The 17,193-nt window shown below is 33.1% G+C and carries 12 protein-coding genes; 9 read left to right on the top strand and 3 right to left on the bottom strand.

Annotated elements, in window-relative coordinates:
* The 3 genes from C8C85_RS18350 to fsa form a co-directional block, all read left to right on the top strand.
* Positions 1–474, top strand: a 474-nt coding sequence (locus C8C85_RS18350; protein WP_116798314.1) for an SDR family NAD(P)-dependent oxidoreductase, incomplete at its 5' end; no start/stop codon positions are given.
* 4 nt (positions 475–478) lie between these two features.
* Positions 479–679 (top strand): hypothetical protein, encoded by a 201-nt coding sequence (locus C8C85_RS18345; protein ID WP_116798313.1) that lies wholly within the window; start codon positions 479–481, stop codon positions 677–679.
* Between the two features lie 153 nt (positions 680–832).
* Positions 833–1,489: a fructose-6-phosphate aldolase gene (gene fsa, locus C8C85_RS18340; RefSeq protein ID WP_111410476.1), complete on the top strand. Its 657-nt coding sequence runs from the start codon at positions 833–835 to the stop codon at positions 1,487–1,489.
* Between the two features lie 250 nt (positions 1,490–1,739).
* Here the strand turns inward: fsa and C8C85_RS18335 are convergent, their stop codons facing one another.
* From C8C85_RS18335 to C8C85_RS18325, 3 genes are all read right to left on the bottom strand, one after another.
* On the bottom strand, positions 1,740–3,179 hold the full coding sequence (locus C8C85_RS18335; protein ID WP_116798312.1) for an MFS transporter: 1,440 nt from the start codon (positions 3,177–3,179) through the stop codon (positions 1,740–1,742).
* A gap of 196 nt (positions 3,180–3,375) precedes the next feature.
* On the bottom strand, positions 3,376–4,077 hold the full coding sequence (locus C8C85_RS18330; protein ID WP_111410478.1) for a LytR/AlgR family response regulator transcription factor: 702 nt from the start codon (positions 4,075–4,077) through the stop codon (positions 3,376–3,378).
* The gene (locus C8C85_RS18325; protein WP_165818136.1) at positions 4,067–5,107 is read right to left on the bottom strand and encodes a sensor histidine kinase; all 1,041 of its coding nucleotides are present in this window, start codon (positions 5,105–5,107) and stop codon (positions 4,067–4,069) included. The genes C8C85_RS18330 and C8C85_RS18325 overlap by 11 nt, the downstream gene beginning before the upstream one ends.
* A gap of 277 nt (positions 5,108–5,384) precedes the next feature.
* Between C8C85_RS18325 and C8C85_RS18320 the strand changes: the two genes are divergently transcribed.
* The 6 genes from C8C85_RS18320 (at position 5,385) to C8C85_RS18300 (ending at position 17,108) form a co-directional block, all read left to right on the top strand.
* Positions 5,385–7,511: a SusC/RagA family TonB-linked outer membrane protein gene (locus C8C85_RS18320; protein WP_243412134.1), complete on the top strand. Its 2,127-nt coding sequence runs from the start codon at positions 5,385–5,387 to the stop codon at positions 7,509–7,511.
* 13 nt (positions 7,512–7,524) lie between these two features.
* On the top strand, positions 7,525–8,433 hold the full coding sequence (locus C8C85_RS18630; protein WP_243412133.1) for a hypothetical protein: 909 nt from the start codon (positions 7,525–7,527) through the stop codon (positions 8,431–8,433).
* 11 nt (positions 8,434–8,444) lie between these two features.
* Positions 8,445–10,025 (top strand): RagB/SusD family nutrient uptake outer membrane protein, encoded by a 1,581-nt coding sequence (locus tag C8C85_RS18315; RefSeq protein WP_116798311.1) that lies wholly within the window; start codon positions 8,445–8,447, stop codon positions 10,023–10,025.
* 363 nt (positions 10,026–10,388) lie between these two features.
* Positions 10,389–12,326, top strand: coding sequence for a glucosamine-6-phosphate deaminase (gene nagB, locus C8C85_RS18310; protein WP_116798310.1), 1,938 nt, complete (start codon positions 10,389–10,391; stop codon positions 12,324–12,326).
* A gap of 127 nt (positions 12,327–12,453) precedes the next feature.
* On the top strand, positions 12,454–14,523 hold the full coding sequence (locus C8C85_RS18305) for a beta-N-acetylhexosaminidase (protein ID WP_116798309.1): 2,070 nt from the start codon (positions 12,454–12,456) through the stop codon (positions 14,521–14,523).
* Positions 14,524–14,768: 245 nt separating this feature from the next.
* Entirely contained in the window at positions 14,769–17,108 is a 2,340-nt protein-coding gene (locus C8C85_RS18300) for a T9SS type B sorting domain-containing protein (protein WP_165818135.1), read from the top strand.
* The last annotated feature ends 85 nt before the right edge of the window (positions 17,109–17,193 follow it).

Below are 17,193 nucleotides of genomic sequence, written 5' to 3'. Positions count from 1 at the left end.
GCTGTTTTGCCACAAATGCGTTCGCAGCAATCGGGATTAATAATAAATATCACCTCAATTGCTGGTTATATGGGCTTGCCTTATCGTAGTATTTATTCGGCTTCGAAAGGGGCTTTGGAATTAATTACAGAGGCATTACGCATGGAAGTGAAGTCATTTGGTATTCAAATTGCAAATATTGCACCTGGTGATTTTGCCACCAATATTGCGGCGGGACGTTTTCATGCTCCTGTAATAAAAGGTTCTGCTTATGAAATACCTTACGGAAATAATCTTAAAACTATGGACGAGCATGTGGACTGTGGAAGCAATCCAAATGAAATGGCCGAAGCGGTATATGCAGTTATCCAAAATTCAAATCCAAAAATTCATTATAAAGTAGGCGCTTTTATGCAAAAGTTCTCCATTGTATTAAAGAGAATTCTTCCTGATAAAGTATATGAAAAAATGCTTATGAATCATTATAAATTATAAAATTATGGAAATGAATACCGAAATGTTGCCAATTATTTTATGGGTTTTAATCATTATAGTTTCTTGGTTTATTATTCGAAAAATTTTGAAATCATTGAGTGACAGAATAAATAATTCAGAACTTTATAACGCAGACATGCTTAATGTTCTTGAAGAAATTAGAGATGAACTAAAAGAATTAAATAAAAAGAATTCTGATAGATAATTATAAGTTGTAATTTTGCAAAAAAATTGCGTGAAGGATTGAAGCGACATCCTTTTATTTTTTTCTTTAAAAAATAAAAGATATAGCGGAAAGCCTGGTTTGCTTTTTCGGCAAACACGCCCAAGAAATGAACACAATTAAATATATTATATTATGAAATTTTTTATTGATACGGCTAATTTAGCTCAAATTAAAGAAGCACAAGCATTAGGTGTTTTAGATGGAGTTACTACTAATCCATCTTTGATGGCTAAAGAAGGAATTACAGGAAAAAACAATATTTTGAAGCATTATGTCGACATCTGTAATTTGGTTGAAGGAGATGTAAGTGCCGAAGTGAATGCGTTGGATTACGACGGAATGATTAAAGAAGGTGAAGAATTAGCTGATTTGCACGATCAAATCGTGGTTAAATTGCCAATGACAAAAGAAGGTGTTATGGCGGCTAAATATTTTTCTGATAAAGGAATTAAAACTAATGTTACTTTAGTATTTTCTGCAGGACAAGCTTTATTGGCAGCCAAAGCGGGTGCTACTTATGTTTCTCCATTTATTGGTCGTTTGGATGATATTTCTACAGACGGTTTGGCTTTGATTGAAGAAATCAGAGAGATTTATGATAACTATGGTTATGAAACTCAAATTTTGGCTGCTTCTGTACGTCACACTATGCATATCGTAAACTGTGCAAAAATCGGTGCTGATGTAATGACAGGACCATTATCTGCAATTTACGGTTTATTGAAACACCCATTGACTGATATCGGTTTGGCACAATTTGTTGCTGATTTCGAGAAAGGAAACAAGTAATAAAAGTACTCAGTTTTCAGACTGCAGAATTCAGTCGAGAGAACTAATAAAAATAAGTCCCATTTCGCGATGAAATGGGACTTTTTTGTTTTTGCTGAAAATGGTCAAAAATTCAATATTTGATTCTATGTTCAAACGAAAATCATATATGCGATTCTCAGTGATTTGATCTTATAAAAAAAATCCCATTCTGTTTTAGAATGGGATTTTTTGAATTCATTTTACTGTATACTAAAATCTGAAAACTTCTTTAGTGTCCTCCAGATACTTTTTTATCAAAATCAATTCCATGTGATTTCAAAATACCGCTTACTTTCCAAGCATAAAATGCAAGATAAGCGAAACAAATGATACCAACGATATAGCTGCTTTGTATTCCAACGAAATCAGCAATTTTACCTTGAAATACACTTACAAAACCACCACCCATAATCATCATAATCAAGAAACTACTTCCTTGGCTGGTGTGTTTACCTAATCCACTTACTGCTAAAGTAAAGATACATGGCCATAAAGTACTACAAAATAAACCTACACTTGTAAAAGCATATACACTAATCATTCCGCTAGTTGTTATTCCTACAGCAGTAGCCAAAATACCTAAACTTGAAAAAATCAGAAGCATTCTGGCAGGATTTCCTTTACTAGCCATATCTGCTCCGATTAATACTAAGATTACTAGTCCGTAGATATAAAAAGGAGTTAAATCGTGATTTGCCATTGCATTTACTGCTAAAAACACTCCAAATGCTAAGTAAGGCGCTAGAAATCTCAATATTTTTAGTAAGCTCATGTTTTCTGTAAAAGCTTCAACTGCTCCAGTCCAACGACCAATCATTAAACTTGCCCAATATAAAGATATGTATGGGGCAACATCTTTGGTTAAAAAGCCTAATTTGCTTTCCATGTAAGCCGGTAAATTACTGGCTGTAGATACTTCAACACCAACATATAAAAATATTGCAATCATCCCCATTACTAATTGTGGATATTGCAATGCTGATGTTTTTACTGATACTTTATCGATAGAATCATCTTCTTCAATTAATTCTGGTCGCTCTGGCAATGATGAGAATTTTAATAAAATAGCAACTATCAAAAATGCAAATCCTAACACTAGGTAAGGAATTTTTACACTTTCAATACTTGCATTGGTGTTACCACTAGCACTTGAGCCAAAAATTGCAAAACTAACAATTAGTGGTCCAATAGTAGTTCCGAAATTATTAACTCCACCAGCTAAAGTTAAACGTTGTGAACCTGTTTTGATTGGGCCTAAAGCAATTGCCAATGGATTTGCAACTGTTTGTTGCAGAGAGAAACCCAATCCAACAATAAAAAGTCCAGCAAGCATTAATGTAAAGGAACCTGTATTGGCAGCTGGATAAAATAAAAGTGTACCCAAAGCAGATATAAGTAATCCTAATGATAATCCATTTTTATATCCAATTTTGTTTACTAAATCTTCTTTTATTAAAAAAGAAACTCCCATATAAATAAGAGAACCAACAGTATATGCTATATAGAATGCAAAAGCTACTAGTTGACTTTCACCTTGTGTTAAATCAAATGCTTTTTTGAAAACCGGGATAAGAATATCGTTACTTGCAGCAACAAATCCCCAAAAGAAGAATACGATGACTAAGGGGATAAACTGTCCCCATTTGGTTTGTGAATTTTCTGAACTCATAATTTTTAAAAATTTAATTTTTTTTGGTTATTATTAATTTTTTGATGCTGCAAGACTGTAAATATATTTGTTAAGAATTTCAAAAAAAAATTTTATGATATAAAGTTTTTCACTTTTATATAAACGACATTATTTCGTCAACAAATGGCGATTTTATTACTTTTTATTGAGTTAAAGTCTAGGTTATATGCAGAAATTATTCCAAGATTTTGCTTTTAACTTCTTTACTGTAATTTCGGCCGATAGGAATTGTATAAGATGAAATTTGTATTCTATTCCCCTCAATAGATTTAACTTTATTCAAAGCTATAGTATATGATTTGTGAATACGCATAAATCGATCAGTTGGTAATTCTTCTGTCAATGAAGTTAATGATTTATGGGTGATATAAGTTTTTTCGGGAGTGACCACTTTGATGTATTCTTTCATCCCTTCGACAAAAAGGATTTCATCGATATTAATTTTTACCATTTTTTTATCGACTTTGATAAAAATGTGTGGTTCAATACGATGGTTTTCAATTTTGATGTTATTTTTTAAATTGTATTCTGCTTCAATTTTGTGAATACATTTTATAAATCGAGGTAACGGAATGGGTTTTACTAGATAATCCAATACTTCCAAGTCATAACTTTCGGCGGCAAATTCCCTGAAAGCTGTTGTAATGACGATTCGAGTTTTATTTTCAAGCAAACTGATTAATTCAAAACCAGTCATCATAGGCATGTTGATATCTAGAAATACGGCATCAACACTATTTGAATTTATGAATTCGAGTCCTTCTAATGAATTATTAAATGTACCGATAATCTCAAAGTCTGAAAAATTTTCAAAATAATTGAGCAATACTTTTATAGCTAAAGGTTCGTCGTCAATTATTACACATTTAATCTTCATTATATAAAGGTATTTGTATTTTGATTATATAAAAATTGAATTTTATCATTTGGTTTATGATAAAATTATTTTTGTAAATTAGTTTTAGTCTTTTTTTAGTGTTGGACAAACCAATTCCCTTTTTTGTTTTTAAAGGTGGTGAAATTACAAAATTATTTATTATTTCAAATTCAAGATCTGAATTGACAATTCTAAAATTAATTTTTATTTTTAGTTTTTCATTGTTTGCGCCTCCATGTTTAAAGGCATTTTCTAGTAGTGAAATAAAAAGTAATGGAGGGACTTTAATATTATCAATATCGGATTCAAGATTTATTGCAACTTCTACATTTTCAAATCGTAATTTTTCTATTTCGATATAATTTTGCATATAATCGATTTCATTTATCAAAGGCACAAATTTAGTGTCATTTATATCATACAGAACATATTCCATTAAATTGGATAGTTTAATGATAACATCTGGAACTTTATCCGAAGACTCTAATGAAAGCGCATAAAGATTATTTAAAGTGTTGAAAAAGAAGTGTGGCTGAATCTGATTTTTTAGATATTTTAATTTTATTTTATTTTGATTTTCCATTATCGCTTTGTTGCGATCTCTTTCCCTAAGCCAAGTTAGCATTAAATAAATAGAAGATGCAATTGCAAGGACGTATATTTCTCCAATAGTAACTGCGACAATATGGTTGATTTCAAAGGGTCTGTAGTCTCTATTGGCTTCCGGCCAAATATTTTTTGAAATTATATAATACGTCATTACTGTTTTTAATAAGTATACGACAGCTAAGCTTGCTAATAGGGAAATGGTATATTTAATATATTTTGATTTTAATACATACCTAGGAATGAGTATTAATAAATTGAAATATACAAAAGGTATGTGAAGTGCGTATTCTAATAGATTCGACTTGAAGGAATATTTATAATCATTGAAGTAAGCTCCCCAACGCAAAAAGTTAAGAAAAAACCAGATTCCCCAGAACCATACGTGATTAATAAGTTTAATCTCAAAGCTTATTTTTTTCATTTATTACAGTTATATGTAGAAATATATATAATAGAGTTATTTGCTGTTTTGTTTTGCAACAATAATCATTTTGTCATTAAAAAAAGCATTTTGATGAAAAAAATGTTGAAATATGAGAAAAACAGCTAAAAATATATTTTAGAAAACGTTTTCGAAAAACGTATTGTTGATTAAAAGATGTCGTTCGTTTAAAAAGTAATGCTGTTGGTTTAATTTATTTTTTTAAAGAGTACGTTAAGAATAATTTTACCCTATAACTAACAAAAATAATTTAAAAATGAGAAAAATTTTTTTAATCGTGATGATTATTTTTACGACGCAAGTAACCCTTGCGCAGGTAAAAAAAATCAATGGTTTTGTTTCAGATGCGACGGGTACTCCGATACCAGGTGCAAATGTTAACGTAAAAGGCGAAGCCAATGGCGCCTCAACAGATTTTGACGGTAAATTTACAATTGAGGTTAAGCCTGGTGCTACATTAGTGATTTCATACTTAGGATATGAAACGCGAAATGTAGTAGTAGGAGAGTCTTCAACGATCGATGTAAAGTTGAATTCAGCAGCTTCTACTGCATTGACAGAGGTGGTTGTAACTTCATTAGGGATCAAGAAATCTAAAAAATCTTTGACCTATTCTGCGCAAGAGTTAAAAGGAGAAGATCTTGTTAGAGCGAAGGATCCGAATCTTATGAACACAATTGCTGGTAAAATTGCCGGAGTTGCCGTAACTAAAAGTGCTGGTGGTACTGGAGGTTCTACAAAAGTTACTATTCGTGGAAATTCATCTACTACAAACAACAACCCTTTATATGTTGTTGATGGTGTACCAATGTTGAATATATCTTCTATTCAGCCAAACGATTCATTTGGTTCTACTCAAGGTGGTAACCGTGATGGGGGCGATGTTATTGGTTTATTGAACCCAGATGATTATGAAGGAATGACAGTGCTTAAAGGTGCTTCTGCAACGGCTTTATATGGTAGCCAGGGTGCTAGAGGTGTAATTTTATTGACTTCTAAAAAAGCAAAAGAAGGGGTTTCATCTTTTAGAGCGTCTTCAAATACTACAGTTGAAACAGCTGCTTATTTACCTAAATTTCAAACTTCTTACATCGCTAAACCAGGAGCAGATGAATCATGGGGAGCTGCACAAAGTACACCGGATCATACAAGAGACTTTTTTGACACGGGAGTAACTCAAATATCTTCTTTTGGTTTTTCTACAGGATCTCAAAATTCTGCGACAAATATATCTTATGCCAATACTTCTTCTAATGGTGTTTTACCAACTAACAGTTTGAGTAAAAACAACTTTAGCATCAGACAAATGGGAAAATTCTTTGGAGACAGATTGACAGTAAATGCTAATGCAAATTATACTTCTCAATATGTAACAAACAGACCTACTAGTGGTTTGTATTTTAATCCGCTTACAGGTCTTTACTTGATGCCAAGAGGATATGATTTTAACGAATATAAAAATAATTTCGAAAAATTTGACCCAGCAAGAAATTTGATGGCTCAAAATTGGATGACAGATAGAGACATCGAACAAAATCCATACTGGGGATTGAATCGTAATAAATCTAAAGATGGTAGTCAATATATGAATGGGGCTGTTGGATTAAACTACAAGGTTAACAACTGGCTTTCTATTGGATCAAGATATAATTATGATAGAATTACTTCAGAATTTGATAAAGAGATTTATGCTACTACACAAGGTACGTTATCGCATCCTAATGGTAGATACATCAATATTAATGATGTGAGCACACAAAATTATGGTGATTTGATTGCCACAATTAATACTAAAATTACTGATGATCTTACATTTTTTGCAAACGTAGGTACCAGTTTTACAAAAACTTCACTTAATGATGAAACAGTTTTAGATTCTGATCCATCTGGTTTAGGGATTACAAACTGGTTTACACTTCATAATTTTAATTCTAACACTGGTAATTATCAAAATTACGGATACCGTAGAGAACAACAATCTGTTTTTGCAGCAGCTACTTTTGGTTACAAAAACATGTTGTACGTAGATATTACAGGACGTAATGACTGGTCTTCTACATTGGCAAATACTGGAAACATGTCTTTCTTCTATCCTTCTGTAGGAGCAACTTGGCTTATTTCTGAAAGTTTTACAATGCCAGAATCAATTACATTTGCTAAAGTTCGTGCTTCTTATGCGCAAGTTGGTAATGACGTTCCAGCATTCTATACTTCTCCAACTTCTGCATATTCAGCCGCAAATCCACAAAATATCAATCCAACTGTTGGTCCAAGACCAGGTACAAATTTGAAACCTGAAAGTCAAGATTCTTATGAGTTAGGTACTGAATGGAGATTTGTTAACAACAGATTTGGAATAGAATTAACGTACTATAATAAATAAGACCAAAGATCAATTGCTTACAATTCCTGCTCCAGCTACAAATGCTGAAGGATACCAAAATTATGCTTATAATGGTGGTGTAATTAAAAATAACGGTATTGAGATTTTAGTTAATGCTAAAATTATAGACAATGATAAATTTAAATGGGACGCTACTTTAAACTATTCAAAAAATAACAATGAAGTTTCTGGATTACCTGAAGAATTGGGAGGTACAGTTATTTTGACTCAACCAGGAGTTAACAGCTATAGATATTCATTAATAAATGGTCGTCCATTTGGAGTTATTGAAGGGATTAATCTTAAGAAAGATGCTGAAGGTAGAGTTTTATTGAATGAAGATGGTTCAATTCAAAAAACTGATTTCGAGGAAGTAGGAAATGCAAATCCAGATTATATGTTAGGTTTTAATAACTCATTCAAATTGGGTAATTATTTCTTAAACTTTACAATTGATGGACGTTTTGGAGGAGATGTAATGAGCTTGACTGAAGCAGTAAATGATCAATTTGGTGTTTCTAAAACAACCGGAGATGCAAGAGATGCTGGTGGTGTAGATATTAATGCTGTTTATGCTCCTGGAACAACAAAAGCAGGACAAGCTTATGCTGGCAAATATAATGCAGAGAGCTACTATAGTCAAGTTGGTGGTAGAGCTGGTATAACTGGAGAGTATGTTTATAGTGCTACCAATGTAAGTTTAAGAGAATTAGCTTTTGGATATACATTTGACCTTAAAAACAGCAAAATTTTCAAAGCAGCTAATTTATCGTTAGTGGGTAGAAATTTATTCTTCTTCTACAAAGATGCACCATTTGACCCAAATATTTCTTTGAGTACAGGTAATGGTTTACAAGGGATTGATGTTTATGCAGCACCTTCTACAAGAAGTATCGGTCTTAATTTAAATGTAACTTTCTAATCTATATCATCATGATACTAAATAAAATAAAAACAACTGCTATATGCGCGACATTGCTTGCCGCAATAAGTTGTACAAGCGATTTCAACGAAACGAACACGAATCCAACTGGGATTACCGCTAAAGACCTTGAGCAGGATTTTAATCATGTAAAAGTTCCTTTCAGTACTGTTTTTACAGGGATTTTCAATACAACACACTGGAAATACCAATTGCAACAAAACCTTAATGCTGATATATGGTCAGGATATATGGCTACTCCAACTCCTTTTAAAGGAGCAGCAGGAGATAACTCAAACTACAATCTTGTTGATGGTTGGAATGGTTTTATCTGGAGTTTGCCTTATACGGATGTAATGGCAAATACTCTTAAAATCGAGCAAAGAACCAAAGGAAAATACGATCAATTTTATGCTATTTCTTTGATCTTGAAAGTAGAAGGAATGCACAGGGTTACAGATGTCTTTGGACCAATTGTATATTCTCAATTTGGAACTACAGACGCTACAATTCCTTATGATTCACAGGAAGAAGTATATACTAAAATGTTTTCTGAACTAGATTTTGCTGTTACAGAATTAACTAAAAGAGTAAATGCTGGTGAAGCTTCAACTTTTGTAAGTACAGATATGAGTGGTTATGCTGGGGATTATAAACAATGGGTTAAATATGCAAATTCATTGCGTTTGCGTTTGGCTATGAGAATTGTTAAAATTAAACCAGCCTTGGCTAAAACAGAAGCGGAAAAAGCAATTAGTCATCCTTTTGGTGTAATGACTACAAATGCTGATATCGCTAAAGTTATTATTCCTAATTATATTGATCCAATTTTAACAATCTCTTCGGCATGGGGAGATATTAGAATGTCTGCTGATATGGAATCAATTATGAATGGATACTCTGATCCAAGACTTGCTAAATACTTTAAAGAATCTGCTGATTTTCCTGGCGAATACAGAGGAGTTCGTACAGGTATTAATATGATAGCTAAGTCTGATCGTACAGGTATGTCTGAAATTGGTTCAATTGTTGGATCAAATGAAAAAGTGTTAATGACTACTGCTGAAGTTTATTTCTTGAGAGCTGAAGGTGCTTTGAGAGGTTGGAATATGGGTGGAACTGCTCAAGCTTTATATGAAGCGGGTATAACAGCTTCATTTACACAACATGGAGTTTCAGGAGCAGCTGCTTATATAGCTGATAATGTTAGTACAGCTAAAGATTTTGTTGACGTTAAAGATGCTGCTAATAATGGAGCAGCAGTGAATAATGTGACTATTGCTTGGGATGGTGCAGCAGCAAATGAGGTAAAGTTGCAAAAAATCATTACTCAAAAATGGATTGCTAACTTCCCAGAAGGTCAAGAAGCTTGGTCAGAATACAGAAGAACTGGATATCCAAAATTATTCAGAGCGTTACACAATACAAGTGGTGGAACAATCACTACGCAATTTGGTCCACGTAGAGTAAATTTTGTACAAACTGAAAAAGACGGTAACCCTGGTGGTGTGGCTACAGGACTTGCTAAATTAGGAGGGCCTGATAATGGAGGAACCAGACTTTGGTGGGATACTACTGGAGCTAATTTCTAAAATATACAAATAGTTATTTTTTATTCCAGACAGGTGAAAGCCTGTCTGGATATAAAAAAACTGAAGAATTGAAAAATGATGTTGCAAGATTTTTTAATTGATTTTTAAAGGTTTTATAACCAATCGCTCCGATTTGTAAAGTAATTTTACTTTGTTTTAAGAGCCTATTACTATTGAAATTTCTTTTTATTTTTTTAGAAAATAAAATTTATATATAAACAAAGCTGATTTCGCTTTGTTTCAAAAAAAACTAGAATTAAAATTATAAGCACAAGATATAAATATTTCAGATTTAAGAATTTAATGTCTTAATTGTATTTATATTACCATTCCTTAAGATAAAAATATATAATTATAAAAAACATGAGAACTACATCAATTATAGGTAATGACATAAGCTTCAAAAAAGCGGGTCAGTTTGAAGATACCCGTTTTGAAAAAATCCACAACGTAATTTTTAAAAACTCAACGGATGCTTCAATAATTGTTGCCCAGGAGATTGCCGATTTAATTCGTTCCAAACAAGAAAAAAACAAGAAGTGTGTATTAGGATTGGCTACTGGTTCATCACCAATTAAAGTATATCAGGAATTGGTTCGTATGCACAAAGAGGAAGGCTTGAGTTTTGATAATGTAGTTACTTTCAACTTGGACGAATATTATCCTATGCCTAAGGAAAGTAACCAAAGTTACCATTATTTCATGCACCAGCATCTTTTTAATCATGTTGACATTAGACCGGAAAATATCAATATTCCTGACGGAACTGTAGCTTTGGAAGACTTGAATCAGTTTTGTGTTGATTATGAAATGAACATTAAAAATGCCGGAGGATTGGATTTTCAATTGTTGGGAATTGGTCGCACGGGTCACGTTGGTTTTAATGAGCCGGGTTCGCATATCAATTCTGGAACTAGAATTATTACTTTGGATCATATTACAAAAGTAGATGCCTCGGGTGATTTTAACGGAATTGGGAATGTCCCTAAAAAGGCTATCACGATGGGAGTTTCTACAATTCTTCGTTCTAAAAGAATTGTCTTGATGGCTTGGGGACAAAACAAAGCATCCATTATCAAGAGAACCATTCAAGGCGATATCAGCTCGGAAGTTCCTGCGACATTTTTGCAAAATCATAACAATACTACTTTTGTGTTGGATGAAGGAGCAGCTTCGGAATTGACTAGATTAGAAACGCCTTGGTTGGTAGGGGAGTGTATTTGGACGGAACAATTGAAAAACAAGGCTATCGTTTGGCTCTGCCAACATACCGATCAATCAATCCTTAAATTGACTGACAGAGATTACAACAACAATGGAATGTCCGATTTATTGGCAGCAGGAAGTTCGGCTTACGATTTGAACATCAATATGTTCAATGTATTGCAACATACCATTACTGGCTGGCCAGGAGGAAAGCCGAATACAGATGACAGTAATAGACCGGAACGTTCGAATCCTGCCAAGAAAAGAGTGATTCTGTTCAGTCCGCATCCGGATGATGACGTTATTTCGATGGGAGGAACATTTGCCAAATTAATAAAACAAGGTCACGATGTACATGTGGTGTATCAAACTTCGGGAAACATTGCGGTTACTGATGATGAAGCTTTGAAGTTTGCTGAAGTTTGCAATGATTTTGTTGAAGGAGATAAATCGGGAATCAATTTTCAAGCTGTAATAGATTCAATCAATTCAAAAACAATTGGTCAAAGCGATTCTACCGAAGTGCGCAAATTAAAAGGTTTGATCAGAAGACGCGAGTCGTATGCCGCAACGAGATACATTGGTTTGAAGGACGAAAACACTCATTTCTTGGATATGCCATTCTATGAAACGGGTATGGTTCAAAAGAAACCATTAGGACCAGAAGATATTGCTATTGTAAAGGAAATTATCGAGAGAATTAAACCACATCAAGTATTTGCTGCAGGTGATCTTGCCGATCCGCACGGTACACACGAAGTATGTTTGAATGCCATTTTTGCGGCTATGAAAGCATTAAAATCGAAACCATTCATGAACGATTGTTGGTTGTGGTTGTACAGAGGAGCATGGCATGAATGGGATATTCATGAAATTGATATGGCTGTTCCATTGAGTCCTGATGAAGTTATGTTGAAAAGACAAGCCATTTTATACCACCAATCCCAAAAAGACAGAGTAATGTTCCAAGGAAATGATTCAAGAGAATTTTGGGTTAGAGCCGAGGATCGAAATAAAAGCACGGCAAAATTATACGATAAATTAGGACTTGCCGAGTATGAGGCAATCGAAGCTTTTAAACGTTTTGAGTACTAAATACCACTTTTTGTTTTGAGTGTTTACTGGAGAGCTAAACTCAAGTTTAAATATTAATTCTTGAGTTTAGCGCTTGTTTTAAGCTAATTTTTCGAAGTTCAGATTTTTAATATCTTTTTTTTATAAAATGAAATACATCATAATTTTTTTATTTGCCTCTATTATTTCATCAGCTCAAATTAAAAAAGAGCAATTAAATATTATGCCGTGGCCTCAAAACATTTCGCTTTCAGAAGGTGTGTTTCCTTTGACAAAAAATTTCAAGGTAAATATCACTGGAGCTCCAAATTCAAGGATATTTATTGGTGCGACAAATTTTTTAAGAAGATTGGATGGAAGAACGGGTTTGTTCTTTAATCAAGGCTTTGTAACAGGTTTAAATGAAGTTCCTGATGCCGAATTACAAATCAATTGTGTTAGAGCTGGAAAAATCGAATTGTATGAAGATGAAAGTTATTTGTTGGATATAACTCCGAGTAAGATTACCATAAATGCAACTACAGATGTGGGCGCTTTGCACGCGTTGGAAACTTTACTTCAACTATTGCAAAACAACAGTAATTCTTTTTATTTTCCCATTTCCAAAATTTCGGATTTTCCAAGATTTACTTGGAGAGGATTAATGATTGATGTTGCCAGACATTTTATGCCTGTTGATGTAATTAAAAGAAATCTAGATGGAATGGCAGCGGTAAAAATGAATGTTTTTCATTGGCATTTAGTGGATGACCAAGGTTGGAGAATCGAAATGAAAAAACATCCAAAACTTATTGAAATGGCATCGGATGGGAATTATTATACCCAAGAAGAAATAAAAAGTGTTGTAAAATACGCTTCAGATAGAGGGATTTTAGTAGTTCCAGAAATAGATGTGCCTGGTCATGGATCGGCTATTTTGACTGCATATCCGGAAATAGGAAGTAAAGTTGTCAATTTGAATTTAAATTCAGGTGAAAAAGGACAACAGTTCACGCAAATACAGTCATATAGTATAGAAAGAAATGCGGGGATTTTTTCTCCAACGTTGGATCCTTCAAATCCAAAAACGTATCAATTATTAAATGAATTTTTTGATGAAATTTGTCCGCTCTTTCCTGGAAAATTTTTTCACATAGGAGGTGATGAAAACGAAGGGAAAGACTGGGATTCAAACCCTAAAATTCAGGAATTCAAAAAGAAACATGGTTTAGTGAACAACCACGAATTGCAAACGTATTTTACGATGCAATTGATTCCTATGCTCAAAAAACACAATAAAGTATTAATGGGCTGGGAAGAAATTATGACTAAAAACATGTCCAAAGATGCTATCATTCATTCGTGGAAAGGCAGTAATGAAGGGCAACCTGCTGGAAAATCTCTTGCTGATGCTGCAAAAGGTGGCTACAAAACGGTCTTATCAAATGGATATTATATCGATTTGGTTTTTGGGGTTGAAGATCATTATTCAGTAGATCCAATGCCTAAAAACTTCGTACTGACAGATGAAGAAAAAGCTAGAATTTTGGGTGGTGAAGCTACTATGTGGACTGAATTGGTAACGCCAGAAACTCTTGATTCCAGAATTTGGCCTAGAACTGCAGCCATAGCCGAACGTTTTTGGTCAAATGAAAATATTGCAGATATCAATAGTTTGCGTAAAAGACTGAATACAGTTTCATTCCGATTGGAAGAACTGGGTTTGACACATTTAAAGAGTAAAGAGGGATTGTTGCGAAACATCAGTAACAATCAAAAAAATGAGGCATTACTTGATTTGTCAAATGTTTGTGAGCCAATTAAACAATATTCAAGAAATAAAGGAGGTACAGAATACCAAATGTATTCACCATTGACATTATTTGCTGATGCCTGTACTCCAGATGCATCCGATGCGCTCGGATTTGGTTTGGCAGTAACTAATTATTTAAACAATAAAACAAATGAAAATCAAAGCATTCTTGTTGCTTATTTAAGTAAATGGGTTAAAATGCATACTGACTTAACAGCTTTAGGCAATAATGCGCCTTTAGTTCAGCCACTTTTGCCTTTGTCTGAAAGTTTAAAAAATATTTCTGAGCAACTTTTGCTTAAAATAAATAAACAAAGTATAGATGCTTCTGCATTGAATGAATTACTGGAGAAATGTAATTCAAAAGAACATGCCGATGTTGAATTAGCGGTATATAATAGCTTGAAAAAGTTAGTTCAAGCTTAATTTAAATTCAAAAATAAAAGTTGTAATCGTTAAGATTGAGTTTGGTTATTTATATTTTAATATGATTTTTTTATTTTGAATTATTATTGTTTTTATGTGAAAACAATATTTTAACCTGGTAATTCGTTGCCAGGTTTTTTTTGAAGCATTTGCTTGCTAGTAGGATTAAACGTGTTATAATACTTAATTTGCTAATGATACACATCAAAAAAATAGTTGCATTTTGTTGCATTTTATTTTGTCAAATGTCTTTTTCACAAGGAGATTGTGCCAGTGCTCTTACTATATGTGGCAATACAACTTTTACAGGAGTAATAAAAACATATCCAGATGATTCTCAATTTAATGGTCATGTAAGTTGCGGAAATTACGTTCATTCTCCAATGATATGGTTAAAAGTAACTATTGTAACAGGTGGAAGTTTTGGGTTTGTACTGACTCCCAAAAGTCTAGATCCTAAAGCAGATTTAAACTTTTTTGTTTTTGGTCCAAACGTTACTTGTGGCGATATCGGGCAGTCCATTCGTTGCTCTTATACTTCACCTTTAGAAATGTTTTCAACAAAAAACAAAACTGGATTAATTCCAGGTGCTTACGGAGTTAGTAGGCAGTCTAACGAAGGGAATGGCTTTCTTGAAATGTTAGACGTAAAAGCAGGAGAAAGTTATTATATTGTTGTTATGGATGCCGGGGCTCCTTATAATCAGTTTTCAATTGATTTTAATGGTACTGCAACAATAGACGCTCCTCCTGAGATAAAAACGCCAAAAATATTTGGTAGTTATGGTGCGAAAATCTGTGAATCGGACGGTGTAAATGATTTTATTACAAATATTGATCTAAATGAAATTGCTGCTACTGCTGTAGGAAACCAAAATAATGTTGAAGCTTCTTTTTACATAAGAGGTGAGGATGCAATAAAAGACATCCGAAGGCTTCCTAATGGATTTCGAAACACCGAAAGTCCACAAAAGGGATATATTAGATTAACCAATACTGTTTCAAAATGTTTTGTAGTTGAGGAATTTATTTTTACGGTAGAGCCATTGCAGACTCCTTTTCCATTAAATGTTGCTGGATGTGATGTAAGTCAAACGGGGTTTGTACATTTCAATTTGGCAGAGAATGATTTGTTATTACAAGACAATAATCCAAACAGAATTGTAACCTATCATCCCGCGGCAAATGATATGATAACATTGCCAAAAGATTATGTAAACAAAGAGGCTTATCAAGAAGAAACTGTTTATGCTAAAATATTGGATACACAATCGCTTTGCAGTGTTTTTAAGCCTTTCAAATTAATAATAAATAAAACACTTCCGAATGTAAAACCTGTACAGTTAACACAATGTGATATTGGTAATGTGCCAAGTGATATAAAAACATTTAATCTCTTGGAAGCATCGGAAGCATTGACTTTAAAAGATTCTCTGTTTTCTGTAAAATTTTACCTTAACAATTCAGATGCTCAAAGTGATGTAAATCCCTTAGATTTCTTGTACACCAATAGCACAAATCCACAAACAATAATTGCCAAAGTAACAAACAAAACTACAGCTTGTTATGCTTTTACAACAGTAGATTTGAAAGTAAAAAAAGGAATTACACTAACCCAAACAATAGAAAAATGTGATGATGATGCCATATCCGATGGTATTGTGAAATTTAATCTAGCTGACGCAGGCTTCGAAAATAACGGAAACAAAGTCACTTATTTTCTAACATCAGAAAATGCACAATTGTTTCAAAATCCAATAGCTGCAAGTTTTACAAATACGCAGCCCTATCAGCAAACGGTTTATGCCAGAGTCCAAAATGAAAACGATTGCATTGGTATTAATACTATTGAGTTAAAAGTGGCTGTTTTGCCTAATCTTGAAAAAAATGAAACATTGTATTTATGTTTAAATAAAACAGAAGATTTAATAAAATTAAATACAGGAATTTCCAACGTAGATTTAATTAATTACCAATACAAATGGTCTCCAAACGGAGAAACAACTTCTGAAATAGATGTTAATAAAGCAGGAACCTACACGGTTGTCGTTAAAAATCAAAGCGGATGTACAAGAGAGCGGATATTTACTGTGAAGAACTCAGAACTTGCTGAGATTTATGAAATTATAATAGACGATTTTACCGAAGTAAAAAAAGTTACTATTTCCGCATTAGGGCAAGGAATTTATGAGTATTCTTTAGATAATATATCCGAAAATTATCAAGCTTCCCCCATTTTTGAAAATGTTGCCACAGGTATCCACGATTTGTACATAAAAGATCTTAATGGTTGCGGTATTCTGCATAAGACAATTTCTGTTTTAGGTGCCCCAAAATACTTTACTCCAAATGGAGATGGTATAAACGACAATTGGAATATTTGGGACTTAAACACTCCATCAAATTCAAATGCAATTATCGATATATTTAACCGATTTGGTAAACTTCTAAAACAAATTTCACCAAAAGACGTAGGATGGGATGGTACGTTTAACAATCTTCCTTTACCAGCTGACGATTATTGGTACACTTTATATTTATCTGACGGAAGATTTACAAAAGGTCATTTTTCGCTTTTACGATAAGAATAGGTATATTTTAAATGTAAAAAAAAATATAATATTGATAACCTAATGGAATTTTATCAGGTTTTTTTTGAATAAAAAAAGT

Source organism: Flavobacterium sp. 103, from assembly GCF_003096795.1.
Classification (GTDB): domain Bacteria; phylum Bacteroidota; class Bacteroidia; order Flavobacteriales; family Flavobacteriaceae; genus Flavobacterium.
Note: the sequence above shows the minus strand (reverse complement) of the source record. Positions and strands in the feature narration are given on the sequence as shown.